A 24,718-nucleotide genomic window follows, 5' to 3' on the forward strand; every position below is an offset into this window, starting at 1 on the left:
GCAAAAAAAGCGTGCTGAAGCACGCTTTTTTTGCTTATTTGGTTTTTGGTATCAAGATATGAGACTCATTCCTCATATCCAATATTCTCCTATTTAGTTCAATGAAGCAATAGCAGCCGCATAGTTCGGTTCGTCAGCGATTTCCGCTACCTGTTCTTCATACAATACTTTTCCATTCTCGTCCAAGGTAATCACGACACGGCTCAATAGACCTGCTAAAGGTCCATCAGCAATTGCCAATTGATAGGCATCAGAGAAATTCGAATCTTTATATTCGGATAATGTCACCACATTGTTCAAGCCCTCAGCGGCACAAAAACGCCCCTGTGCAAAGGGTAGATCTTTCGAGATACATAGTACAACCGTATTGTCCAATTGCGATGCTTCTTTATTAAATGCACGTACAGAAGCCGCACAGGTCCCGGTGTCCACACTTGGAAAAATATTTAACACAATTTTTTTCCCCTTAAAGTCTGCTAAAGATTTATCGGAAAGATCGCCTGCAGTTAATTTAAAATCAGGCGCCTGCTCACCAACTTGTGGTAAGTTGCCTTTAGTATTCACTGGATTGCCCTTAAAAGTGATTGTAGCCATAAAATATGATTGTTTAATTTTAGTTTCCTTGCACTTAAAGGTACGAGCAAAAAAAATATTACACAACATTTATTAATATTAGCCAAACATTTACTATGTTAGCATTGTATTTTAAAGAGGAACGTTAACCAACAATAAACACTAGTATGAAGAAATTATTATTCTCAATACTTTGTGCATCACCATCACTGCTCTTTGCACAAGGGTCTCAAGTGAATACACAGGGCGTACGGGCATTAGGCATGGCTGGTGCCGGATCTGCGCTTTTCACAGACGAAACAAGTATATTCTACAATCCGGGAGGTCTGGCAAAAATGGACCACAATGCAGTTTCTGCAGGCATATCCGCAGTAATGTATCGATCAGCCTTCAAAGAATCAGGAAGCAATCAAGTGTATAACACGCGCTCGCAAGTGACTCCTCCTTTTTCTGTTTTTGCTACATTTGGGCCAGACAACGCCCGTTGGAAGGCTGGTCTTGGTGTATATACACCTTACGGCGGAGCAGTGGACTGGGGAGACAGTTGGCCTGGAAAATACGAGCTCAACCACCTAAAATTGCGCGCGATTTATATCCAGCCTACCATCAGTTATAAACTTACGGATAACTTCAGCGTAGGTGCTGGTTTTGTTTACAACATTGGCATGGTCGATCTTGCACGGTCGCTACCTCTGTTTTTACCTGACGGATCCTCTGCACATGCCAAATTAACGGGTACGGGTACGGGTATAGGTTACAACGTCGGTGCGCATTACAACTTTGACAACAACGTCGCGATCTCTTTATCTTACCGTTCAAAAGTCGTTACAAAGCTGAAAAAGGGTGATGCCGAATTTACGGTGCCTGATGCTGTTGCAGCCTCGTTTTCCGATACCAAATTCAGCGCAGAACTTCCTTTACCGGCATCACTTAACCTCGGCCTCTCCGTTCCGGTGAGTGACAAGGTAGATATTGTTGCCGACGGAACTTTTATTCAATACAACATTTATAAAAAACTGGTCTTTGATTATGCAGACAATACCCCGCTGCTGCAGGATACTGAACAGATAAAAAATTATAAAAATGCATTTTCAGGGAAAGTTGGGGTGAATTATAAAGCAAACGAAAAGTTGGCTGTACGTGCCGGAGTGGGTTATGTAAAAACACCGGTTGGCAAAGACTATGTTTATGCAGAGACTCCGGACAACGACCGGCTCATGGGTGCGCTGGGCTTGTCTTACGCCATCAACGACAAATTCAGTCTTCACGCAGCTTATGTTTTACAAAAATTGAAAGAGCGCACTGTCACAAGCCCCGTCACACAAATCGAGGGCGCTTACAAGACAAACATTCACGCCCCTTCAATTTCATTCACCTATAAATGGTAATATATTATGAAAAGATTTCAAAAAAATATTAAGCTTTATATTGGTTTTGTGGCGCTGGCATTGGCTGCGTCCTGTAAGCCATCTATCGACCTAGATACCAAAGGTGGAAATCCTGAAAATGTGGATTTCAGCAAATATATTGCTGTCGGTAACTCCCTGACTGCTGGTTACGCCAACAGTGGCCTTAGTCTGAAGGGGCAGGAACAATCTTTCCCAAATATGCTCGCGCAAGAGATGAAAAAAGTAGGCGGAGGAGAGTTTCTACAGCCTTATTTTCCTGCGGAAAACTATAATGGCAGCGGGTTTTTATATTTAAAAGCACTGGTCAATGGTCAACCTGAATTAGGCACCGTAACTGACCATCTTGCCATCCGTGGTCAGACCGAAGACAAAAAACCACTTTACATCAAATACACCGGCCCCATTAATAATCTAGGTGTCCCGGGCATGCGATTGGATCTAGCATTTGTTCAGGGTATGGGTGCATTAAATCCCTATTTTGAGCGTTTGCTACCGGACAATGAAACGGGAACCAAAAAGTATGTGGATTTTGCAACGACCAAAGACCATACGTTCTTTTCCTTCTCATTAGGAAATAACGACGTGCTGGGCTATGCCACAAATGGTGCTGTGACGACCGACGCCACAAATACCCTGATTTCCGAGCAAACATTTGCAGGGCTTTATACCGAATTCATAACCAAATTGACAAGCAAAGAACAGAAAGGGGTTGTCGCTACCATTCCGGACGTGACGGCAGTGCCTTATTTCACGACAGTAACACGTCAAGCGTTACTGGCGGGGGTGAACGCTGCCTTAAAGGAACAGGGGAAAGATCCTTTTAGTGATATTTATATCAAAACAAAGACAGTTACAAGGGCAGCAACCGATAAAGACATGTTTATCTTACCGTTTTCATCGGCAGGTTTATTGGGCCGACAAGACCTCAAAGACCCAGCAACAGGTATTGTAAATCCGTACCCTTATGGTTTATTTATACAAAATCCTGTTGGTGACAATTTTGTCCTGGATGAATCTGAGGCAAAAATGGTCCAAGATCGTATTGTTGCGCTAAACACAACAATCAAACAGGTTGCAGACAGTAAAAAGCTTGCTGTGGCGGATATCTACAGTTTCTTGAACAAAGTAAAATCGGGCTATCAGATTAATGGTATAGCCATTAGCAATAAATATATCACCGGTAATATATTCTCTTTGGATGGGGTCCACTTAACGCCTATGGGTTATGCCATTATGGCTAATGTTTTTGTTGATGCCATCAATGCGAAATATAGCACTAAATTAGGAAAAGTAAATGTCAGCCAGTATGGCGGTGTTGCCTTACCTTAGTGCTATAAATTAGCCAAAAGGATCTAAAAAAGGTCATTTGAATTGAACATTCAGATGACCTTTTTTTGTAAAACAATGCGTATTTTTGTTATACGAAGTCATTCATCGACTTCAAAAAGTTTTATGTTTGTTTAACATTCATTCGCTTCAAAAGCTGGGTCAGACAAATCTGTATAAGAAGACAACACAATGAAAACCAGTACTTATGGCAATAGAGATGCAAAAACAAATACAATACGCGTAAATAATTATTCTTATGAAAGTCAAATTAAACCGTGTCAATCAAGCTGTGCATTTCGAAGCCAGCAGTGAATTATCTACTGTCAAAGTGAATATCGATGGTTCTGAAGCCATCGGCGGCGAAGGCAAAGGTGTCCGCCCCATGGAATTAGTCTTGATGGCATTGGGTTCTTGTAGCGTTTTTGATCTACACAGTATATTGGTCAAACAACGCCAGCAAATTGACGATATCCAAGTGGAAGTAGAAGGAAAACGTCGCGAAGAAATCCCGCAGATATTCACCGATATCCACATCAACTTTTTCCTAAAGGGGGATATTGATGAAGTGAAAGCCGCAAAAGCCGCTGAATTGGCCGTGAAAAAATATTGTTCGGTACATGACATGCTTGCAGCAGGTGGTATCAATATCACTTATTCGCTAAAAATAAACTAATACTTTTATAATGCCTACGCTTACATCTACAGATTTTAATTCCATCTATGGGTTTAAGCGTAGGCATTTTTTGTGGGCTAAAGTCTTTTTTGCTCTTCAGTCTTGGTCGGCTGATTACTGCTCTTGATTTTTTGGTTTCCGAAGTGATACCGCAGCGTTACATTGACCTTTCTTGTATCTTGGTAATCGTCAAAATAATTGTCCTGATCGGCATACTTTGACGAGATTCTCATTTTTTCAGTTCTGAAAATATCCATAAACGCCAGATTCACTTCCAGCTTCTTATTAAAAAATTTACGGTTAGTCGTCAAGTAAGTACTGGAATAGCCTGTAATCCGAAATGGCCCCTGAATAGTCGGCGAAGTAAAGCTGTTTCCGAGTTCTACATTCCAGCCGGCATTTTTGTCCAGCACATAGCTTGAACTTATATTCCCATTGCCGATGTAAACGTCATTCTTGTGAAGCACGGCATCAGATCCCATAAAATAATTCTCATTGTACATTCCTTCCAGCTGAAGATTTAATCCCCAGCGGGAGGTCAGCTGAACACTCTTGCCCAGATCTATCCCCGCTCCCTGCCCTTTCTTAATATTGGTATATTGAAAGATCAGCTGATGATTGACATTATCCTGCAAGGCGATTTCCATATTAGGCCATTTCTCAAACCGGTAAAATAGATCTACATTCCAGCTATTCTTTGTCCAGGTGAGGTTGAGGTTATGTACAATGGTAGCCCTTAAACGCGGGTCGCCCTGAAAATAGGAGAACAGGTTATAATAAGATTTCGCCGGATTGAGCCATGAGTAAGTGGGACGGCTGATGCGCTTACCGTAGGAAAACCCAAATTGCTGTTGGTCTGCCAATGCATATTGCATATAGAACGTAGGGAATAGCACAAAATAATCCTTCTTGTTGATATCCTTAGGCTCTGAGACAATACCTTCCAAATTGGTATACTCCCCTCTTAATCCTGCTTTCCAGCTCCATTTCTTCCACCCATAGCTAAACGATGTGTACAAGGCCACATTGCGTTCTTTATAATCAAACAGACTGCTCTTGTCCGGTCGGTGCTGTAGTGTACCGGATTCATCATCTGAAAACAGCAGGTCGCTTGTGGTCTTAACGGCACTAAATTTTCCCCCAAATTCTACTTCCAGCCCCTTTATCTTTCCCGTAACGTCCAGCTGCGAGGAAAAAAGACGATTTTTGCTATCATTATCACTGATAAAACGTGTGCTCGACGGCTGTTCGCCTTTAAAATCCAATGCCGTCAATACATCTTGATCATTGCTGGCATGGCTTGACGTAAAGTAAGAAGACCAATTGATGCTCCATTTGGGGCTGAGTTTCTTCGTCACCTGTAAATAGAAGTTATTGGTCTTATTGGAACGTTCGTGGTCGTTTGTTGTAAAATAACTGGACTCCTGCACCCGGTCTTTGTTATAGATCACCGTAGGCACTTCATAAATACCATAGGATTTCGGTCCATAGTAACCGTTTAAGCCTGCATTGACGGACCATGTCGAGTCTGGCGTATAGTCCATCGAAAGCACATAGCTATTTTGGCTATTATTGGTATCGAAACGGTCCATTGTGCCTTCCCAAGAGGTCTGTTCCTTGGGATAATACACATAGTTTGTTTCATAACGGGCATAGGTACCGCGCCCAAAATTGTATGTCCCCCGTAGATTGAACTTTTCGTTTCTATAATACTGTGTGAGTCCAAACAACTGTTTCCAGGTTGTACTCCTTTCGGCCAGGGCCAACAGGGTACCCCGATAACCATATAATGTAGATTTGGACAGCTTGATGTTAATGACCGTGCTTCCCTCCGCTTCATATTTTGCCGGTGGATTGGTAATCACCTCAATGGATTGTACATCATTACCGGCTGTGTTTTCCAAATAAGTTTTCAGTTCATCACCACTCAGCATTACCTTACGGTCATTAATAAGCAGCATGATCTTTTTACTTCCCCGCACCATGAGGTCCGAACCGCTGGCCATTACCAGGGGAGTCCGTTTGAGAATATCCCAGGTGTTGAGTGCGGAGAGATTACTATTTTGAACATTAAATTCCAGGCGGTCCAATTTACGGATCAATCGCGGTTGCCGCCCCACCACATTCACTTCCGCAAGTTCTTTCGCCTTTGGCAAGAGTGTCAACATCAGGGGACTTTTTATGGTGTCGCTGTAAAAAAATATTTCAAGGAATCCGAAGTTTAAATGCGAGGCTTTCAGATAGTATTTGCTATGCTGCAGCAATGACACTTCAAATTTCCCGGCACGATCTGTTTTCGTTTCGCTGATCTGTTGATAGGTACTGTCCAACAAAACAATGGATGCATCAGCCAGCACCTCATTATTACCATCCCGGATCTGTCCTCCGACCTGTTTCGTCTGTGCCGTCACAAACAATGGTGCTGCAAGCAAAAATAATAAGCATTTCATATTTCGGTATCTAATGTTCCAAAATTGTCCATTAATACAGCTAAACATGGTTAATGAAGAGTTAATGCTGCGTTAAGGTTTATGATCTTCGCTAGGAGAGGTTATATTTGTATATGGAATTGAAACCTAAAAATTACATTATCCTTTTCATCCTATTTTTTGCCATCCTCATTGGCATACAAGGTTATCAATTGTACAATACCTACCGACTCAAACAACGTGAAGTATTCGCTGATGTCAAAAAGAACCTGGACAAACTAGAAGACTCCGATTCTATTTTTGACAACAACCTATTAAGCAAGGATATCGCCCGTGACTATTACATTAAACTGGTTAAAAAGGAGATCACAGCAGATGGTCTAAAGAATTTATATAAAACACACGCGCAGAAAACATCCCCAGCGTTAACAAAATATGTTGACAGCATATTCCGGCCACTGGGCATGTATGTCATCCTCAGGCAGGAAATATTAGGCATTTATTATAAAAATGCAACAACCCCACTGGTTCGTGGGCCCATCACTGTTTATACCACAAAGGGCACTTTTCACAACCCTACAGAATTATCCAGCAGTAAATGGCTTACGGAAAAAACTGAAACGAACAAGATTCAGGATAGTATCCAAAGCAAAGAGATTCTATATGTTTTTTCTGTTCCGCGCAAGACTTCTTTTGAGGTGGTCAATCTCAACTGGATTCTATTTAAGGAGCTAACCTCACTGCTGTTAAGCACCATATTGATCCTAGCGGCTTGTATCTGGTTATTTTACCGGACAATTAACAACCTCAGGAAACAGGATAAACAGATCGCTGTATTGCACAATGTAGTGGACAATATCTCGCACGAGCTAAAAACGCCTATCGCTACTCTTAAAATTGCGGCCAAAACACTCCGAAAATCTCCGGATGATCATATCATAGCGGTAATTGAACGCCAGGTAAGCCGCTTGGAACAGACACTGGATCCGCTGAATGAACATCAAACCGCGACGAGTTTAGCCCCAACAACAGCGAAAGAACTCCAGGCAATTTTTAGTGATTTTCAGCTGTGTAATCCAACTGTCAAACTCATTGTGGAACCAAGTCCCAACTTGCCAATTTGCCTTAACCCAATAGATACAGCGACATTATTTTCAAACTTGATGAATAATGCGGTTAAATATGGTGCCACACAACTAAATATCCGTTTTGAGGAACAAAAGAACTATCTATCCATTCAGGTCAAAGACAACGGACAAGGCATGGAAGAAAGCGAGTTACCCTATATTTTCGAAAAGTTTTACCGTATCCAGAAAGACAATATTCATGATACAAAGGGATTAGGGATTGGACTATTTTTGGTTAGGAATATCGTCAAAAAATATGCGGGAGAGATTAGCGTGATGAGTAAATTGCAGCAAGGTACAACTTTTGTGGTGCAATTGCCCCGCTAATTTATCAGTTCGTTGTCCAATATTGCCAAGCGGCGGCAGAGGTTACCACACGAAGTGCCGCAAAGCAGCACTTGAATAAAAATCGTATTATTAACTTTATAATGGATCAGGGAATAAGGACCAGATATCCGTTAGATGAAACAAAGAAATGAAGAATAAACTATTGTTGGTAGAAGATGATCCGGATTTTGGATTTATGCTCAGACAATATCTGGAGCTTTCAGACTTTCAGGTGGAATGGATTTCACAGCCAAATGAACTCAAAGCAGACTTTCAGCAGCTTGTGAGGTATGATTTAATTATTCTGGATGTGATGCTTCCCCAGGTGAGTGGCTTTACACTGGCAAAACAAATCAATACACTTTTTCCGTCACTTCCTTTTATCTTTTTAACGGCCAAAGAGCAGAAGATCGATAAGTTGACCGGTTTAAAAATCGGTGCCGACGATTATATTACCAAACCCTGTGATCCCGAAGAATTGTTACTTCGTATACAGAATATACTAAAACGCAATCAAAAAAATGTGTCCGCGGGTTCATTTCCAATTGGTTCATACCTATTTTTTCCCGATCAACTGTTGCTAAGTCATGCTATGGAGCAATATCGGCTCACTGAGCGTGAAGCCCAATTACTTTTATTTCTTTGTCAGCACAATGGTCAGCTCGTGACACGGGAAGATATCCTTGAAAAGGTATGGGGGAGCGCTGATTTCTTTACGGGCAGAAGCATGGACGTTTTTATCACCCGTATACGAAAATACCTGAGCCATGATCCCAATCTCCGCATCAGTTCGAATCGGGGCGTAGGATTTACCATTCATTTTTGATGCCTCAAAGACGATCACCCCCTGCACTGCATAGCGCATTTTAGTTGTTCGATGCGCTCCGTCGATGCATTCAATAGTATTACCCTCTGAACTCTTCCTTTCGTCTGTTCCATAGTTTCTCTGCCCAACGGCCGACAAACCAGAAAGAAACTGCAAGGATCAAGAAAAACACGGCTCTATTGATATTATCCCACAGATATTCCACATAGCGGGTGTAGATATTCAACACCAAAAAGACAAAGCCCACCTCACGGGTGACATTATCTTTTGCCTTTAATCCATAAATCACAAGAAATGCCGATACAGCAGTGGACAGCATACCCCAATAAAACATGTGATACTGGCGTACGGTAGTCCATTCATAAAAATCCGAATAGTTGCCAAAAATAGACAGTGTCCACAAAGAAACCATGAGGTAAATCAACCCAATGATATAACTAACTGGTTGAAATATCCACAAACGTTCAAACCGTGGCTGTAACCAAACAGCTGCCGCCGTGATTATAGTGCCGAAAATCGTAAAACGTAGGGGATAATTCATTCCCCAGAATTTAAAACCCCAGTTGCTATGGTAAGCTGTCTCAGTAGCAAACCAAACACCGAGTGCCAATAACATAAACGTCCAGATCAGCTTGCTATCGAGCTTTACGGCGAGAATTCCGTAGATCGCGACGGACAATAAAAACAAGAGCGAATAATGCATGGTATCCTTATCCAATACCTTCCCCATAAAACCAATGCAGGCTGCCGTTCCGAACACGCCGATCAGCATCATGGTCTCCGTGGACAGGTTCTTGTAGGGATAACGTTTTTTGTAGCGAAAGCCGAGCGTGTAAAACAGGACAGCAACCGCCGCAAAAAAGAAGCAGAATAAAATATTGGGTGCTTCGTAAAGGGTATCGACGAAAGCAAGGAAAGAAGCATCTGTAAACAACGAAAAAACAGCAAATACCAGGGAGGCCAGTGCAATCCAAAAGGCGTAACGGGCCAATTGTCCCCAATCGAAACTTTTGACGTCGAGGCTATCCATCAGTTCATTGGCCTTTTGTTCATCCAATAAATTTTCCTTCTTCCAAAATTGGACAATATCTTCGATGGATTGCTTTTCCTGTTTGCTGACGTCGTATTTTCGCATTGTTATTGTATTGATATTGTAGAACAAAGAATAAGTAACAAATAATTTAATCCGGCAAATTTTCGACTTACCGAAGTATCTCCTTGTTTTATTTTTATTTTTTTGTTCCTGTACAAACTTACGGCTTACAAGTTGTTATAGCCACCTTAGCCGGCCACAAGATAACAATTACCTTCGTAACTTTCTTAGATGCCTCGGGTTGTCGCAGGATATCCAAATCACATCTATATCACATTTTATTCCAAAAGTCAGATATGCTCGTATAATTCCTTTAAAATCTGTAATTTTGCATGTTTTGCATTTTATCCCTTTACACGGGTTTTAAGGAGTTTTCATGGCAGTAAAAAGAAGCCCAGATCTGGGCGAACAGAATGAAGTTCAAGTATTTGGAGCGCGTGCGCACAATCTAAAAAATATAGATGTTTCCTTTCCGAGAAATGAATTGGTCGTTATCACCGGCTTAAGCGGTAGTGGTAAATCTTCCTTGGCTTTTGATACCATCTATGCGGAGGGCCAACGTCGGTACATGGAAACTTTTAGTGCCTATAGCCGGCAGTTTCTGGGCGGTATGGAACGTCCCGATGTCGATAAGATATCGGGTTTGAGTCCTGTGATTTCCATTGAACAAAAAACAACGAGCAAAAATCCCAGGTCTACTGTCGGAACAATTACAGAGGTATACGATTTTATGCGCCTTTTGTTTGCCCGTGCCGGGGAAGCATTCTCCTATGTCACTGGCAAAAAGATGGAGCGTATGTCTGACGATCAGGTGATCGAACGTATTTTGGATGAGTTTGAAGGCCAAGCACTCAATATCCTCGCTCCTGTCGTGAAGGGACGTAAAGGTCATTACCGTGAGCTTTTTGAACAAATTCGCAAGCAGGGCTATGTCAAGGTACGTGTGGATGGCGAAATATTGGATTTGGTCCCCAAAATGCAGGTAGACCGCTATAAGATTCACGATATTGAAATTGTCGTTGACCGTCTGAAAATAGAACGTGAAGATAAGAAGCGCCTGCAGACCTCGGTGATGCAAGCCATGAAAACGGCAAAAGGCATTATCAAAGTATCTACAAAAGACAATCAGGAGCAATTTTATAGCCGTTACCTGATGGATGCTGAATCCGGTATCTCTTATGATGAACCGCAGCCAAACACATTCTCTTTTAACTCGCCCTATGGTGCCTGTCCGACATGTGATGGGTTGGGCTATATTTTTGAAATTGATAAAAATGCGGTCATTCCCGACAAGAAGCTCAGCATCCAAAAAGGAGGCCTGGCGCCGTTGGGGCCCACCCGGGAGAACTGGACGTTTGAAGTGCTTAAAGCCGTAGCCAAAAAATTGGATTTTGCCGTCACAACTCCCTTAGAGAAACTTAATGATGAGCAGATCGACCAGCTTTTGTTTGGCAATAAAGAAGAACCGATCATCGTCACCGTATCCTACGGAAGCTACGGCGCCCGTGAATATCGTGTGGAATTTGAGGGGATCTTCAAAATGCTGGAAGAATTTTCAGGAAAGTCTTCGGATGAAGCCCCTTCGTTGGATGATTTCAGAACCAAAGTTACCTGCCCAACCTGTGAAGGAGCGCGGTTAAAGAGAGAATCGCTACACTTTAAGATCGCAGACAAGAATATCCATGAATTATCAACCCTCGATATTTCTGCATTAAAAGAATGGTTCGATCAGGTGGAAAGCAAACTGGACGAACGCCAGCTGGTCATTGCGACCGAAATACTTAAAGAAATAAGGGCTCGTCTGGGCTTTCTATTGGATGTAGGCTTAAACTATCTGACACTGGATCGTACGGCCAAAACATTATCAGGCGGCGAAGCACAACGGATCCGTTTAGCGACCCAGATCGGCTCACAGCTGGTCAATGTGCTTTATATTTTGGATGAACCAAGTATCGGACTACACCAGCGGGACAATGAACGTCTTATCAACGCGCTTAAAAACTTGCGTGATATTGGCAATTCGGTTTTAGTGGTTGAGCATGATAAGGACATGATCCTTCATGCCGACTATGTGATTGACATGGGCCCTGCTGCCGGCGTCCATGGCGGCACTGTTGTTGCGGAGGGCCAGCCCAAGGAGATTTTAAAATCAGACTCATTGACCGCGGCTTATCTCAATGGGAAAAAAGAAGTTAAAATTCCCGAAAAACGTCGTGAAGGCAATCACAAAACACTGACGCTTCATGGCGCTACAGGGCATAATCTCAAGAACTTGACCGTAGCGTTTCCGCTTGGCAAATTGATTGTTGTATCGGGTGTTTCGGGGTCTGGTAAATCCAGCTTAATCACTGGTACGCTCTACCCGATCCTGAATAAACATTTCTTCCGGGCCAAAGCAACCCCGCTTCCATTCAAAAAGATTGAAGGCCTGGAACATATTGATAAAGTTATTGAAATTGATCAAAGTCCTATAGGCCGTACACCACGTTCCAACCCTTCGACGTATACGGGTGTATTCTCCGATATACGAACCTTGTTCGTACAGCTCCCCGAAGCAAAAATCAGGGGCTATAAACCAGGTCGGTTTTCGTTCAATGTCAAAGGTGGACGTTGTGAAACCTGTCAGGGTGCAGGCTTAAAAGTAATTGAAATGAACTTCCTGCCCGATGTACAGGTTCCTTGTGAAACATGCCACGGAAAGCGTTATAACCGAGAAACTTTGGAAGTACGCTACAAGGGTAAATCTATTTCAGATGTACTGGACATGAGCATCAATGATGCGGTCGATTTTTTTGAAAACGTACCGAGTATTTACAGAAAAATCAAAACATTACAAGATGTAGGTTTAGGTTATATTACCTTAGGTCAATCGTCTACAACCTTGTCCGGCGGAGAGGCTCAACGGGTGAAACTTGCTACTGAACTCTCCAAGAAAGATACGGGAAATACATTTTACATTCTTGACGAGCCCACCACAGGACTTCATTTTGAGGACGTTAACGTGCTTATGGGCGTAATCAACCGATTGGTAGACCGGGGAAATACCGTGTTGATTATCGAACACAACCTGGATGTTGTGAAGTCGGCTGACTGGGTGATTGATATCGGTCCTGAAGGCGGAAAAGAGGGCGGTCAGGTATTATTTGAGGGAACCCCGGAAAATTTAATTAAAAACAAGAAAAGCGAAACCGCACGTTTCTTAAAATTAGAGATGCAATAGGCATTCATTATTGAGGCTGTGTATTTTTTTGCTCTTATGCATTTATCCGGTCCGGCCTATGCTCTGCTTCAGGATGACCTCCTAGCGCAGATTTTAAATAACACCTGATCGGGCCTTTCTTTGACTGAATTTGGTACACGAGCTAAGCAGCAGATTTCATAAAGGTTTTTCGTAACTTTGTATTATATGTCGGATATTATTCAATTACTTCCAGATAATGTTGCCAATCAGATTGCGGCGGGAGAAGTGGTGCAGCGGCCAGCGTCTGCCATAAAAGAATTGATTGAGAATGCCATTGATGCTGGAGCTGACAAAATCAAACTTATTGTTAAAGATGCAGGCAAGTCGTTGATCCAGGTCATTGACAATGGCTGTGGAATGAGTGTAACGGATGCCCGTCTTTGCTTTGAACGCCATGCGACCTCAAAGATCCGCAAAGCAGAAGATTTATTTGCCATCCGTACCATGGGCTTCCGTGGAGAAGCAATGGCCTCCATTGCCGCGATCGCACAAGTCGAACTAAAAACACGCCGTATCGAAGATGAACTTGGTACTGTAGTCGAAATAGAAGGATCAAAAGTTATCAACCAATATCCAGAAGCTGTCGCTGCTGGAACAAATATTTTAGTTAAAAATCTCTTTTACAACATTCCTGCTCGCAGGAACTTCTTAAAGAGCAACTCCGTTGAAATGCGTCATATCATTGACGAATTTCAACGTATCGCTTTGTCCAATCCACAGATTTTCCTTTCACTGCATAGTGATGGGAATGAAATCTATCACTTACCTGCCGAAACACTGAAACAACGGATTGTCCATATCTTCGGGAACAATTACAACCAGCGCCTTGTCCCTGTAGAAGAGGATACTTCCATTATCAAGGTAGAAGGCTTTGTCGGTAAACCTGAATTTGCGAAGAAAACGCGTGGTGAACAGTTTTTCTTTGTCAATAAACGCTTTGTTCGCGACCCTTACCTGCACCATGCGGTGATGAATGCGTACGAGGATATCATGCAGGCGGAGACCTTCCCTTTTTATGTGTTGTTTATTGATATAGATCCTGCCCGTATTGATATCAATGTACATCCAACAAAGACTGAAATCAAATACGAGGATGATAAAGCAATTTACGCCATCATCCGTTCAGCAGTGAAAAGATCATTGGGACGATATAATATCATGCCTTCTTTGGATTTCGAACAGGAGACCAGCTTCTCCAATCTGATCACAAAGAAATCATTGGATGAGATTATTATTCCGACAGTCACCTTCAATCCTGACTTCAACCCTTTTGATACGGACAAATCCACATCTTCCTATTCCAGATCGGATAGCTATGCCGAAGGCTTTGCCAAAAAAACCGGGGGAATACCAAGCAATTGGGATTCATTATATGAAATCGTGGAAAAGGAAGAGTCTGTACAGCTCCCCCTCCATACGAATTCAGAACAGGAGACGGACCGCCCACAGGCTATTCAGGTGGAAGATAAAACTTCCTCCAAATTGTTTTTTCAGCTGCACAACAAGTATATTGTTTCACAGATTCATTCAGGCTTTATCCTTATTGACCAACAGGCTGCGCACGAACGCATTTTATTTGAGCAGTTTCTGGCACAACTCGATCAGCATAAGGGTCTAAGCCAGCAAAGTCTATTCCCGCAAACAATAGATCTCAATCCTTCGGATAATGAATTGATGAAAGATTTATTGGACGACATCAATGGGTTAGGATTTCAGATTCGTGAATTTGGAAAAAATTCCTATATTATTGACGGAATTCCAGCAGACTTGGGGACAGGTTTTGATGAGATAAAAATGATTGAAAAGATATTGGAAGATTATAAGAATAATCAATCCGAGTACAAGCTGTCAAAAAGGGAGAATCTGGCGAAAAGTCTTGCCCGCAATGCAGCGATCAAACCGGGCACACAGCTTGATAATACGGCCATGGCCGAGCTGGTTGACAAGCTCTTTGCCTGCCAATCACCGAATATTTCCATCTATGGCAACCCCGTGATCGTAACATTTACCTTACAGGAATTGGCAGAAAAATTTGGTAAAAACTAGAAGATAAAACTATATGTTTCAACAATTGACACCCGTTATCAAGAATTTACTGATCGTAAATATTATATTCTTTTTAGGATCACAATTTGTACCTATTGCAGATGCTTATCTTCCGGTTTATTATCCTGATTCACCCTTTTTCAAAATCTGGCAGGTCATCACGCATATGTTTATGCATGCTGATCTTGGCCATATTTTTTTCAATATGTTTTCCTTGGTGATGTTTGGCCCAATGATCGAGCATGTCCTTGGCCCCAAACGTTTTTTGAATTTTTATTTAATTTCTGGAATTGGAGCTTGGTTTTTGTATACTGCAGTCAATGGAATCCAGTTATATCAGGCAACAGGATCTTTTTTTCCACTCCATGGAATGAGTGGTAATGAAATCCTTAGCTTATCAAATACTGGTAACTATGAAGCCCTTACGTATAGAATACCGATGTTGGGTGCTTCTGGTGCAGTGTATGGGGTGTTGCTTGCTTTTGCATACCTTTTTCCAAACATACCGCTTCAATTTTTGTTTATTCCTGTACCAGTTAAAGCGAAATATATGATCGGAGGCTTTATCTTGATCGAAATCTATATGAGCTTGTCCAGACCGGGAGATTCAGTAGCCCACTTGGCTCATGTCGGCGGGGCATTGTTCGGTTATTTGCTGCTCAAATTCTGGAAGGTTAGAAAGGGAATCTATTAATAGCGTGTGTAATGAATAACATTGGTTTAAAAGATTTTTGGAGACAAACGTATAAGACCGGTTCACCGATTCCGGTTGTGATCAGTATACAGGTTTGTTTATTTGTCCTCATCTATTTTCTGGACCTTCTTTTTGAGCTGAAACTTGTCTCACAAAGCTTTTTACAGCCGATTGTACAGCATTTGAGTTTACCCAGCAATTTTTCGATCTTCTTAGCACAACCTTGGTCACTGATTTCATCCAACTTTGTCTATGTACAGCTTTTAAACTTGATTTTTGACAGTCTTTGGCTATATTGGGTTGGCCAAATATTCTTCACCTTCTTAAACAAGAGACAGTTTTTCTTTGTTTATATCGCTTCATGGCTCCTCAGCAGCTCCTTATATGTTGGCTTTGGTACGTTGATACCGCCCCCCACAAGCTTGCATTTAATGGGCGGAGCCCATCCGTTGGCGGCTGTTCTTGCGGCAATTGTAACCTTGGTGCCAAACTACGAATTACGGCTGTTGCTTTTTGGTACGGTTAAATTAAAAATAGTAGCCATTGTCTATTTTGCACTGGAGTTTTTATTTTTCACCCTTGGCAATAGACCTGCAGCGATCTCATATTTTGCGGTCGTATTATTTGGTATGGCTTTTACCTATGCCCTCAGATCAGGAATGGACTGGTCTACACTTTTTCAGAAAAAACAAAAAAGACCTGCAAAAATGAAAGTTGTTGTAGGCAATAATATACCGACAAATCGGAAACATCGTTATGACTTACCCAATCAGGATGAAATTGATGCCATCTTGGATAAGATTTCAGTATCTGGTTACGAAAGTCTGACACACCATGAAAAAGAAACGCTCTTTCGAGCAAGCAATAGTGGCGACAAGGTTGATGGATAGAAGGACTTTTTTAAGAAGAAAACTGGGATTTATAAGCAAAACAATGTTTCTGGCGAATATGCTTGCGATCATTGCTTTGCTCATGAGTTATTCAGCGACTTTCATCAATCCGAAATCTTTTTGGCCCATCGCATTTCTGGGGTTAGGTTATCTCCCCATTCTGCTCGTTAATATTGGTTTTATCTGTTACTGGCTGCTTCGCAAACGAAAAATTGCGCTTTATTCGCTGTTCGCAATATTAATCGGCTGGCCATTTCTAACCAAACATTGGAACATCCGCAAAGAAAATCCGCCAGTGCCTCCCGAGACAAGGACGCTCCGCATCATGACCTTCAATGCACATTTGTTCAAAAAGGTCGATGATGAAAAAAAAAGCTTTAAGGCTGACGTCGTGCGTATCATAGATAGCATCTCACCGGATGTCATCTGCTTTCAGGAATATATCAGTAAAATAAAAGGAAAACATGTATTTTCAGAGGAGTTCAAGGACAAACTAGGTTACGACTATTTCTTCTTTGAGCCTAGTTCCAAAAATGACTATGAAGCCTATGGCATGGCTGTATTGTCCAGATTTCCTATCTATGATTCCGGAACAATCCGTGACAATGATTACGGCATCAATCGAATATGCTATGTGGACATCAAAAAACAGGATACGCTAATTCGCATTTACAATATCCATCTACGTTCTTTTGCTCTTCAGAATGAAGACAAGGAGTTTATCCAAAACCTGTCCAATAAGAATGAGAACGACAATAGGGCAACCCGTCGACTGAGCAGAAAACTAAAAAATGCCTTTGAGCTCCGCAGTGAGCAGGCGCATTCCTTAAAAAAACACATGAATGATTGTCAATATCCTTACATTGCTGTTGGTGATTTTAACGATACACCCATGAGTTATTCTGTAAATTTAATTGGGGGCGGCATGTATAATGCCTTTAAAGAAAAAGGAAATGGATGGGGCGTGACACACCATGCTCTTTTGCCGATTTTTCAGATCGACTATATCTTTGCCAGCCCCAAATTTGAGGTCATGAATTATCAGGTCGTGAAACAAAAGCTATCTGATCATTATCCGGTATGGTCAGATCTACGGCTTAAACCTTAGGCATCTGATAGCCTAGCGATTTAAGACCTATTTCTATAAATTTATCCCTTCTGTTTTTTATTTTGTAATAGGCTTCCCGACCAAAATAATATCGTCCGACCAAAGCTTCTATATCCGACTGGATCAGATCATGTAGACTTTTTGCTTCACTTGCGTTAACTGAAATCCTTTTCTGCGCATTCAGAAAGGTGATAAATAAATTAAACTCTGCAGCCGGCAAATGGTAACCACTGATAAAGTTTTCGATAGAATATGCCGGCAGATGTTTTGTAAAACGATCGTACACAAATTCCTCAATTGCATTGGAATGAAAGATCTCGCGATACTTAGCACTTGTTTCATTGGTGTCAATCGGGATATTCACATCGGGTAAAATCCCCCCACCGCCAAAAACCAATTTTCCTTTGCTGGTTGTAAACATCTCCTTTTGACGAAATTCCGTATCCAGTGTCCAGAGATCAAATCCGGTCATGTATTTTGCGGCATCAAAATTAGCACGGCTATATTTACGTTGAATACACCTACCAAGCGGCGTATAATAACGTGCCACAGTCAGATTAACAGCCGACCCATCGGAGAAATCAAACTGTTCCTGCACTAGGCCTTTTCCATAGGATCGTCTTCCAACGACAGTGGCCCGATCCAAATCCTGTAAAGCACCGCTCAGAATCTCACTCGCTGATGCTGTGCTTTCGTTGATCAATATGACAACACGCCCGTCACCAAACTCACCCGGTTTCTCTGAGTAATAATCCTGACGTTGTTCATTGGCTCCTTCAGTATACATCAACAGCCTCTTTTCTTTGAAAAACTGTCCAGCTAAGTCTATGGCCGTATGCACAAATCCGCCACCGTTATTCCTTAGATCCAAGATTAAGTCCTGAGCACCGCTTTTACGCATATCAATCAGCGACTGTTTAAATTCATCTGCGGTCTTATGCCCAAAGCGACGGATCTTGATATAAGCAGTCTTAGGCGCGATCATATAAGACGCATCCAAGCTGGTAACGTTGACCTGGTCACGAATGACTTTCAGCGGATTAACGAGAGTACGTCCATCGCGCTGGATCGAAATAAGTACCGCAGTTCCTTTCTTCCCACGGATCAATTTTTCGATTTCCGCCTCGGGCACCTTTTTCCCCGCCAGATCTTTGTTTCCGATTTTTAGAATACGATCACCGATCCGCATGCCACTTTTCTCGGCAGGTCCCGCAGAGACCATACCCACCACCAGCAGTGTATCCTTTAAACGAAAATACTCCACACCTATCCCATCAAAGGAACCTTCCAAAGTCTCCTGTTTAGCGAGTACCTGATTAGGCCGTAAAAAGGTGGAGAAAGGATCCAAACGGGAGACGACGTGCTCTATTGCTTCGTCCTGCACGGTATCAATGCTGATATTGTCTACGTAGTTTTCGGAAATCAGCTGAATCAAGTATTGTAGTTTGTCTGAGTTGCCGTTGGAACCTAAACTGGAAAAGGTTTTTTTCTGGTTGCTCCCTTGTTCTTCGGCATAATTTTGTCCCAACAGCAAGCCAAGAAGCAATACTGCAGCATATGTAGCAGCTACAAAAATATTTCGCTTAATACTCTTTTGCATAGGAAAAATCCAGTGTTTATAAACAGATAAACTGTGTTTGTGTGTTCATGAAATTACCCCCAAAAGTAACAAGTTTATTCGGTTTTACCCGTACACAGCTGCAGAATTTTACATTAAAAACAAAAAATTGTCGTTGACTGTTCATCATTAAAAACTAGTGCTTTCTGCATTGTCAGAAAACACGAAATAACATGCATGAAACTTGCAAATAAGCTTAAATTTATTTTAGTTTGGACTTGGAAAGGAATTTAAAATATGCACGAAATCGAACCTTATTATAATTGGCGCGACTATTATGTCGCCGCAGAAGACGAACAATCACCATTCTATGGTACGGTCTACAGCGAGTTCGATTTCGACAAACAGATTTACAACTTTTTGCTGCATCCCCAATGGGATGAATTCGGGTCGCTCACCCTCTATCTGAAAGTATTATTTGTCGATTATAATAAACAATATTGCATTATCGAATTGATCGGCGAGTGGAATGATGCCATATACAATGACATTATGTTACTGAAAAGAGAACTTATCGATGTTATGATCAGTCAGGGGATAAAATATTTTATTCTTGTCGGTGAGAATGTGTTGAATTTCCATTCTTCGGATGACTCCTATTACGAGGAGTGGTTCCAGGATATTGACGATGGCTGGATTGCGGGTGTGGGCTTCCGTGATCATGTCGTCCAAGAGTTTCAACAGCAGAATATCGACTATTACATCAATTTTGGAGGAGCACTCAATGAACTATCCTGGCGCACATTAAAACCAAAACAAGTATTTCATCATGTGAATGAATCCTTGACAAAACGCCTTGGTTTTTGAGTATTTAGTATTTAGTAATGCGTATTTAGATTTTGGTTTTGCAAGCCGATGGCTTACTAATTGTTTCAATTTTTGATTTTTACCTTTTAATTTTTACTTTTTACTGTATTATCCGTTAACTTTGTGATCGATATGTTGTGTGCCATGCACGCATACCGATTAATTTTTACGTTTTACTTATACAAAACAATATGTCATTCAGAATTGAAAAAGATACGATGGGTGAAGTTCAGGTACCTGCAGATAAATACTGGGGTGCACAAACGGAACGTTCACGCAACAACTTCAAAATCGGACCGGCAGCTTCTATGCCACATGAGATCGTTGCAGGTTTTGCTTACCTGAAAAAAGCAGCGGCCTATGCAAACCACGAATTGGGTGTTTTACCTGTTGAAAAACGTGATGCCATTGCAGCTGTATGTGATGAGATTCTTGCAGGTAAACTAGACGACCAATTCCCATTGGTGATCTGGCAAACTGGTTCGGGCACACAATCCAACATGAATGTAAACGAAGTTGTTGCAAACCGTGCTCAAGTATTAGCTGGATATAAGATTGGTGAAGGTGAACCTGTATTGAAAGCAAATGATGACGTCAATAAATCACAGTCATCAAATGATACCTTCCCTACCGGAATGCATATTGCAGCTTATAAAGCTGTTGCCGAAATAACTATACCTGGTGTGGAAAAACTGCGCGATACATTGGCCAAAAAAGCTGAAGAGTTCAAAAATGTGGTTAAAATTGGTCGTACACACTTAATGGATGCGACGCCATTGACATTGGGTCAGGAGATTTCTGGTTATGTAGCTCAATTAAACCATGGTTTAAAAGCTTTAAAAAATACACTTTCCCACCTATCCGAATTGGCATTAGGTGGTACTGCAGTAGGTACTGGCTTAAACACACCAAATGGTTATGATGTGGTTGTTGCGAAATACATCGCTGAATTTACAGGTCTTCCATTTGTCACGGCTGAAAACAAATTTGAAGCTTTGGCCGCGCATGACGCTATTGTCGAAACACATGGTGCATTGAAACAATTGGCAGTTTCATTGAATAAAATTGCAAATGATATCCGGATGTTGGCTTCAGGCCCACGCTCAGGTATCGGTGAGATCCTTATTCCAGAGAATGAACCGGGATCATCTATCATGCCGGGCAAAGTGAACCCTACGCAATGTGAGGCCTTAACAATGGTGGCTGCACAAGTAATGGGTAATGATGTTGCCATCACCATTGGCGGTACACAGGGACATTATGAATTGAACGTGTTCAAGCCATTAATGGCAGCAAACTTTTTACAGTCTGCACGTTTATTGGGTGATGCCTGTGTTTCTTTTGAAGAGCACTGTGCTGCCGGTATCGAGCCGAACTACAAACGCATCAAAGAATTGGTTGACAACTCACTGATGTTGGTAACTGCATTAAACACGAAAATTGGTTATTACAAAGCTGCTGAAATTGCTCAAACAGCGCATAAAAACGGTACTACACTTAAAGAAGAGGCCGTACGCTTGGGGTATGTGACTCCCGAAGATTTTGACGCTTGGGTGAAACCTGAAGAAATGGTTGGAAGTTTAAAATAAGCTGTGGCAATAATTTCAACAAAAAATATATCATCAAAAACATACCTATTGGCTTTTGCCATAGGTATGTTTTTCTTTTTTACTGCTTGCAAATTCAATTCGGATATGCAGGGTGAAGGGGCTTCATTTTTACAGGGCGAATGGATACAGGACAGTATTCCGGGACAAAGTCAAATGCTGCAATATACATTGGCCGAGTTTAAGTTTACCTGTGATTCGGTTTATGCCACCATGCACGTAAACAATAAGGTGCAAACAATCCCGGATAGCTGTTATAAAAATGGTGCCTGGACGGAACACGCCAAAGGGATTTATGTCCTGCGCGGTGACTCGATTATTGTAGACGGTATTTATACCAAAGAAAATGGCAAGCAGAAGATTTCAGGCTGCTATCTTTCGGGGCAATATATCCCGCGTTTTAAAGTAGTCTATCATTCTACTGACTCTGTAGTACTGGAAAGCCGGTTTGACCAACGTCCTATTGTGCTCAGAAAGACCAAGGATATCACCTGTGTGCCTAAGAAGAGATATTAGTATTGAGATATTAGACTTTATTTGTTCAAGCCAGCGACTTACGAGCACCGTCTTTAATCCTTGCTCCTTAATCTGTGTTCTCTATGCAAGCCTTTGGCGGGTCTACTTCTACTTTATCTTGATCGATCGGCTCATCTAAAGGCGATTATTACATCGATGGATAAATCAACATGTAATAAACCGTTTTTTATTTTTACTTTTGCCTATCAACTTCCAACCATCCATATGAACAAAGGAATAATTGCCTTAGCTTTTGGAGGACTTGCCATCGGAATGACGGAGTTCACGATGATGGGAATCTTGCCCGACATTGCTAAGGATTTGCAGATCGAAATCCCTACTGCGGCCCACCTTATTGCCCTATATGCGCTAGGCGTGGTTGTGGGCGCTCCTACATTGGTCTTATTTACGGGTAAATATCCTCCCAAAAAGGTCTTACTCTTTTTAATGCTCCTTTTTTTTATTTTCAACGGTTTATTCAGCATAGCGCCGGGACAGTTTCTGATCAGTCTCTCGCGTTTTATGGCTGGACTCCCACATGGCGCATTTTTTGGTGTTGGGTCTGTTGTGGCCGCAAAACTCGCTCCTAAAGGAAAAGAAGCCCAGGCCATCTCGATCATGTTTACAGGTATGACAATCGCCAATCTGGCGGGGGTACCCTTGGGCACCTATCTCGGTCATCACTATTCCTGGCGCCTGACTTATGGCATTATCAGTATACTGGGCCTGATTACTTTCGCGGCAATATATGCCTGGATGCCAAAAATTGAAGCTTCTAAAGGAAATAATATCTTCAGTCAGCTGAATTTTTTCAACAAAAAAATCGCCTGGCTGCTCATGGCGATTATCGCGATCGGTACCGGTGGATTATTTGCCTGGATCAGCTATATTGCTCCTTTGGCCACACAGGTTTCCGGCGTTCCGGCTGACCGTGTGCCGCTGATTATGATATTGATTGGGGTTGGGATGTTTTTTGGCAATCTGATCGGCGGGAAACTAGCCGATACCATTTCGCCAACAAAAGCAGCAATCGCCAGTTTTTCTGCTATGGCACTGTGCCTGGTTATGGTGTATTTTATCTCACCGATAGGCTGGACAGCCTATCCACTGGCCTTTATTACAGGTTTGGTATCCTTCACTATCGGCTCGCCGACACAACTGATGTTAATTCGGGCCTCCAAAGAGGCTGCAACATTAGCTGCCGCAGGCGGACAAGCAGCATTTAATCTCGGCAATACACTCGGTGCGTTTTTAGGGGGAATTCCCATTACATTAAAAATGGGTTACAATACCCCTTCGCTGGTGGGTGTGGGTATGGCAAGTATTGGCGCCCTGTTGACCTTGCTTTATCTCAAGGTTTACGACAATAAGCGTTAACAACTAAAAAAAATCAAATGGCCCGAAGTAGTTACATCAGTGTACTGCGTATCATAGCGATCTTTTTGATTATCCTGATCCATTCTTCTTCGGGCTATTTAAACAGCAATGATTTCGATTCTTTCGATTGGAATTATGCCAATTGGATCAACAGCTTCTCCCGTTTTGCCGTCCCCCTCTTTGTCATCATCTCGGGCGCATTGCTTTTGCAGAGAGACGAAGATACAGGTACATGCTATAAAAAGCGCCTGTTTAAAATTATTCCACCGTTTATCTTTTGGACCATTGTCTACCTGGTCTATTATTTTATCCGATACATCGATTTCGAGTATGTGGGTTTTCCACAAGTTATTAACATTGTGTTAATTCGCTTAAAGTCAGGAAGCAACGCACACCTATGGTACCTCTACATGCTGATCGGGCTCTATCTAGCAATCCCTTTTTTGCGAAAAATGATCCGAAACTGTTCAAAAAGAGAAATTGAGATTTTTTTATGCCTGTGGTTTGCTTCGCTGTTTTTCAGCAACAAATGGTTTAATGTATACCTTCCGAATTTTGACCTAACCTTCTTTACAGGCTACATGGGTTATCTCGTCTTGGGTTACTATCTCTACAATTATCCACTCCCCCAGTTAAGATGGTCGAGCACGTTGTTCTTTATAGCCTGCTGTCTGATTACAGGTTGGGGCACCTATTGTTTAAGTCTCGAAAAGGGAGAATTTGACCCCACACTATATAATTATCTGTCGCCGAATATTGCATTAAGTGCAGGTTTTTTATTTGTATTTGTTCAATGTTTAAAACTCCCAGAAAGGTTAAATGCATTCTGGGAATTTATCGACATCCATAGTTTTGGCATTTATTTAAGCCATATCCTATTTTTGAACTATATCCATCCGCTCATTCCCTTAGCCACGCTATGGAAAATTCCGGTTGCGGCAATTCTCACACTGCTCTCAAGTGCTCTGTTGACTTATTGTCTGCGAAAGATTCCATTTGGGAAATACGTCAGCGGCTAGTTCAATTTG

General features: G+C 41.9%; 19 protein-coding genes. 15 read left to right on the forward strand and 4 right to left on the reverse strand.

What is annotated here, in order from left to right:
• Window positions 1–93 precede the first annotated feature (93 nt).
• Entirely contained in the window at window positions 94–594 is a 501-nt protein-coding gene (tpx, locus tag D7322_RS01510; protein WP_108634842.1) for a thiol peroxidase, read from the reverse strand.
• 146 nt (window positions 595–740) lie between these two features.
• On the opposite strand from tpx, the gene D7322_RS01515 reads away from it, so the two are divergent.
• The 3 genes from D7322_RS01515 (at window position 741) to D7322_RS01525 (ending at window position 3,984) form a co-directional block, all read left to right on the forward strand.
• The gene (locus D7322_RS01515; protein ID WP_121120696.1) at window positions 741–1,961 is read left to right on the forward strand and encodes an OmpP1/FadL family transporter; all 1,221 of its coding nucleotides are present in this window, start codon (window positions 741–743) and stop codon (window positions 1,959–1,961) included.
• A 6-nt stretch (window positions 1,962–1,967) separates the two neighbouring features.
• Window positions 1,968–3,311 (forward strand): SGNH/GDSL hydrolase family protein, encoded by a 1,344-nt coding sequence (locus D7322_RS01520; RefSeq protein ID WP_121120697.1) that lies wholly within the window; start codon window positions 1,968–1,970, stop codon window positions 3,309–3,311.
• 256 nt (window positions 3,312–3,567) lie between these two features.
• The gene (locus tag D7322_RS01525; protein WP_121120698.1) at window positions 3,568–3,984 is read left to right on the forward strand and encodes an OsmC family protein; all 417 of its coding nucleotides are present in this window, start codon (window positions 3,568–3,570) and stop codon (window positions 3,982–3,984) included.
• Window positions 3,985–4,061: 77 nt separating this feature from the next.
• Here the strand turns inward: D7322_RS01525 and D7322_RS01530 are convergent, their stop codons facing one another.
• The gene (locus D7322_RS01530) at window positions 4,062–6,434 is read right to left on the reverse strand and encodes an outer membrane beta-barrel family protein (protein WP_121120699.1); all 2,373 of its coding nucleotides are present in this window, start codon (window positions 6,432–6,434) and stop codon (window positions 4,062–4,064) included.
• A gap of 113 nt (window positions 6,435–6,547) precedes the next feature.
• Between D7322_RS01530 and D7322_RS01535 the strand changes: the two genes are divergently transcribed.
• Both D7322_RS01535 and D7322_RS01540 read left to right on the forward strand, forming a co-directional pair.
• Window positions 6,548–7,867, forward strand: a complete 1,320-nt coding sequence (locus tag D7322_RS01535) for a sensor histidine kinase (RefSeq protein ID WP_121120700.1) — start codon at window positions 6,548–6,550, stop codon at window positions 7,865–7,867.
• A gap of 148 nt (window positions 7,868–8,015) precedes the next feature.
• Window positions 8,016–8,693 (forward strand): response regulator transcription factor, encoded by a 678-nt coding sequence (locus tag D7322_RS01540; RefSeq protein ID WP_121120701.1) that lies wholly within the window; start codon window positions 8,016–8,018, stop codon window positions 8,691–8,693.
• 79 nt (window positions 8,694–8,772) lie between these two features.
• Here the strand turns inward: D7322_RS01540 and D7322_RS01545 are convergent, their stop codons facing one another.
• Entirely contained in the window at window positions 8,773–9,828 is a 1,056-nt protein-coding gene (locus tag D7322_RS01545; protein WP_121120702.1) for a DUF2157 domain-containing protein, read from the reverse strand.
• Between the two features lie 334 nt (window positions 9,829–10,162).
• Between D7322_RS01545 and uvrA the strand changes: the two genes are divergently transcribed.
• The 5 genes from uvrA to D7322_RS01570 all read left to right on the forward strand — a co-directional run bounded on the left by uvrA (window position 10,163) and on the right by D7322_RS01570 (window position 17,765).
• The gene (uvrA, locus tag D7322_RS01550) at window positions 10,163–13,006 is read left to right on the forward strand and encodes an excinuclease ABC subunit UvrA (protein ID WP_121120703.1); all 2,844 of its coding nucleotides are present in this window, start codon (window positions 10,163–10,165) and stop codon (window positions 13,004–13,006) included.
• A gap of 186 nt (window positions 13,007–13,192) precedes the next feature.
• Window positions 13,193–15,073 (forward strand): DNA mismatch repair endonuclease MutL, encoded by a 1,881-nt coding sequence (gene mutL, locus D7322_RS01555; RefSeq protein ID WP_121120704.1) that lies wholly within the window; start codon window positions 13,193–13,195, stop codon window positions 15,071–15,073.
• A gap of 13 nt (window positions 15,074–15,086) precedes the next feature.
• On the forward strand, window positions 15,087–15,767 hold the full coding sequence (locus tag D7322_RS01560) for a rhomboid family intramembrane serine protease (protein ID WP_121120705.1): 681 nt from the start codon (window positions 15,087–15,089) through the stop codon (window positions 15,765–15,767).
• An 11-nt stretch (window positions 15,768–15,778) separates the two neighbouring features.
• Window positions 15,779–16,657: a rhomboid family intramembrane serine protease gene (locus D7322_RS01565; protein ID WP_121120706.1), complete on the forward strand. Its 879-nt coding sequence runs from the start codon at window positions 15,779–15,781 to the stop codon at window positions 16,655–16,657.
• Window positions 16,602–17,765 (forward strand): endonuclease/exonuclease/phosphatase family protein, encoded by a 1,164-nt coding sequence (locus D7322_RS01570; protein ID WP_245971224.1) that lies wholly within the window; start codon window positions 16,602–16,604, stop codon window positions 17,763–17,765. Before D7322_RS01565 ends, D7322_RS01570 begins: the two co-directional genes overlap by 56 nt.
• Here D7322_RS01570 and D7322_RS01575 read toward each other — a convergent pair.
• Window positions 17,755–19,365, reverse strand: a complete 1,611-nt coding sequence (locus D7322_RS01575) for a S41 family peptidase (RefSeq protein WP_121120708.1) — start codon at window positions 19,363–19,365, stop codon at window positions 17,755–17,757. The two genes, D7322_RS01570 and D7322_RS01575, sit on opposite strands and share 11 nt — an antisense overlap.
• A gap of 255 nt (window positions 19,366–19,620) precedes the next feature.
• On the opposite strand from D7322_RS01575, the gene D7322_RS01580 reads away from it, so the two are divergent.
• The 5 genes from D7322_RS01580 to D7322_RS01600 all read left to right on the forward strand — a co-directional run bounded on the left by D7322_RS01580 (window position 19,621) and on the right by D7322_RS01600 (window position 24,709).
• Window positions 19,621–20,190 (forward strand): hypothetical protein, encoded by a 570-nt coding sequence (locus D7322_RS01580; protein ID WP_121120709.1) that lies wholly within the window; start codon window positions 19,621–19,623, stop codon window positions 20,188–20,190.
• A gap of 191 nt (window positions 20,191–20,381) precedes the next feature.
• Complete coding sequence (fumC, locus tag D7322_RS01585) at window positions 20,382–21,779, forward strand: class II fumarate hydratase (protein ID WP_121120710.1); 1,398 nt, start codon at window positions 20,382–20,384, stop codon at window positions 21,777–21,779.
• 3 nt (window positions 21,780–21,782) lie between these two features.
• Complete coding sequence (locus D7322_RS01590) at window positions 21,783–22,313, forward strand: fumarate hydratase (RefSeq protein ID WP_121120711.1); 531 nt, start codon at window positions 21,783–21,785, stop codon at window positions 22,311–22,313.
• Between the two features lie 225 nt (window positions 22,314–22,538).
• Window positions 22,539–23,690, forward strand: a complete 1,152-nt coding sequence (locus D7322_RS01595) for an MFS transporter (protein ID WP_121121244.1) — start codon at window positions 22,539–22,541, stop codon at window positions 23,688–23,690.
• A gap of 17 nt (window positions 23,691–23,707) precedes the next feature.
• The gene (locus D7322_RS01600; protein WP_121120712.1) at window positions 23,708–24,709 is read left to right on the forward strand and encodes an acyltransferase; all 1,002 of its coding nucleotides are present in this window, start codon (window positions 23,708–23,710) and stop codon (window positions 24,707–24,709) included.
• The last annotated feature ends 9 nt before the right edge of the window (window positions 24,710–24,718 follow it).

The sequence above is a fragment of the Sphingobacterium puteale genome (assembly GCF_003627955.1).
In the GTDB taxonomy this organism is placed as follows: domain Bacteria; phylum Bacteroidota; class Bacteroidia; order Sphingobacteriales; family Sphingobacteriaceae; genus Sphingobacterium; species Sphingobacterium puteale.

What these genes read in the sequence shown, in the direction of transcription:
- D7322_RS01560 (WP_121120705.1), top strand. Translation starts at nt 15,087, where the DNA reads ATGTTTCAACAATTGACACCCGTTATCAAGAATTTACTGATCGTAAAT.
- D7322_RS01575 (WP_121120708.1), bottom strand. Translation starts at nt 19,365, where the DNA reads ATGCAAAAGAGTATTAAGCGAAATATTTTTGTAGCTGCTACATATGCT.
- D7322_RS01545 (WP_121120702.1), bottom strand. Translation starts at nt 9,828, where the DNA reads ATGCGAAAATACGACGTCAGCAAACAGGAAAAGCAATCCATCGAAGAT.
- D7322_RS01535 (WP_121120700.1), top strand. Translation starts at nt 6,548, where the DNA reads ATGGAATTGAAACCTAAAAATTACATTATCCTTTTCATCCTATTTTTT.
- mutL (WP_121120704.1), top strand. Translation starts at nt 13,193, where the DNA reads ATGTCGGATATTATTCAATTACTTCCAGATAATGTTGCCAATCAGATT.
- uvrA (WP_121120703.1), top strand. Translation starts at nt 10,163, where the DNA reads ATGGCAGTAAAAAGAAGCCCAGATCTGGGCGAACAGAATGAAGTTCAA.
- D7322_RS01520 (WP_121120697.1), top strand. Translation starts at nt 1,968, where the DNA reads ATGAAAAGATTTCAAAAAAATATTAAGCTTTATATTGGTTTTGTGGCG.
- D7322_RS01595 (WP_121121244.1), top strand. Translation starts at nt 22,539, where the DNA reads ATGAACAAAGGAATAATTGCCTTAGCTTTTGGAGGACTTGCCATCGGA.
- D7322_RS01565 (WP_121120706.1), top strand. Translation starts at nt 15,779, where the DNA reads ATGAATAACATTGGTTTAAAAGATTTTTGGAGACAAACGTATAAGACC.
- D7322_RS01525 (WP_121120698.1), top strand. Translation starts at nt 3,568, where the DNA reads ATGAAAGTCAAATTAAACCGTGTCAATCAAGCTGTGCATTTCGAAGCC.
- fumC (WP_121120710.1), top strand. Translation starts at nt 20,382, where the DNA reads ATGTCATTCAGAATTGAAAAAGATACGATGGGTGAAGTTCAGGTACCT.
- D7322_RS01540 (WP_121120701.1), top strand. Translation starts at nt 8,016, where the DNA reads ATGAAGAATAAACTATTGTTGGTAGAAGATGATCCGGATTTTGGATTT.
- D7322_RS01570 (WP_245971224.1), top strand. Translation starts at nt 16,602, where the DNA reads ATGAAAAAGAAACGCTCTTTCGAGCAAGCAATAGTGGCGACAAGGTTG.
- D7322_RS01515 (WP_121120696.1), top strand. Translation starts at nt 741, where the DNA reads ATGAAGAAATTATTATTCTCAATACTTTGTGCATCACCATCACTGCTC.
- D7322_RS01600 (WP_121120712.1), top strand. Translation starts at nt 23,708, where the DNA reads ATGGCCCGAAGTAGTTACATCAGTGTACTGCGTATCATAGCGATCTTT.
- tpx (WP_108634842.1), bottom strand. Translation starts at nt 594, where the DNA reads ATGGCTACAATCACTTTTAAGGGCAATCCAGTGAATACTAAAGGCAAC.
- D7322_RS01580 (WP_121120709.1), top strand. Translation starts at nt 19,621, where the DNA reads ATGCACGAAATCGAACCTTATTATAATTGGCGCGACTATTATGTCGCC.
- D7322_RS01530 (WP_121120699.1), bottom strand. Translation starts at nt 6,434, where the DNA reads ATGAAATGCTTATTATTTTTGCTTGCAGCACCATTGTTTGTGACGGCA.